The sequence below is a fragment of the Streptomyces sp. BE20 genome, from assembly GCF_036322525.1.
Taxonomy (GTDB): Bacteria; Actinomycetota; Actinomycetes; order Streptomycetales; family Streptomycetaceae; genus Kitasatospora.
Genome location: NZ_JAQYWW010000618.1, coordinates 1 through 370 on the forward strand (window position 1 = coordinate 1; position 370 = coordinate 370).

Sequence of the window (370 nt, forward strand, 5' to 3'; positions counted from 1 at the left end):
GGGGTGGTGGTGTGGGTGGTTTTTTTTTGTTGGGTGTTTTTGTTTTTTTTTTTGGGGTTGTGGTGTTTTTTTTTTTTGTTGTTTTTGTTTTGTGTTTTTTTTTTTTTTTTTGTGTGGGTTTTGTTTTTTGGGTTTGGGGGGGGGTGTGGGGTGGGGGGGGGGGGGGGGGTGGGGGGGTGGTTTTGTTGGGTGTGGGGTGGGGGGGGGGGCCCGCCCCGGGCCGCCGCCCCCCCCCCCCCCCCCCCCCACCCACCCCCGATCCCCCCCCCCGCCCCCCCCCCCCCCCCACCCCACCACCCCCCCCCACGCCCCGCCCCCCCACCCCCCCCACCCAACTTACACGCAATAGAGTCCTTACGCCATTTCTCAT

At 62.4% G+C, this 370-nt stretch carries 1 pseudogene; it reads right to left on the minus strand.

Annotated features, from left to right (window positions below):
- A pseudogene (locus tag PUR61_RS45320) lies at positions 1–253 on the minus strand (hypothetical protein); the annotation flags it as partial.
- Positions 254–370 lie beyond the last annotated feature (117 nt).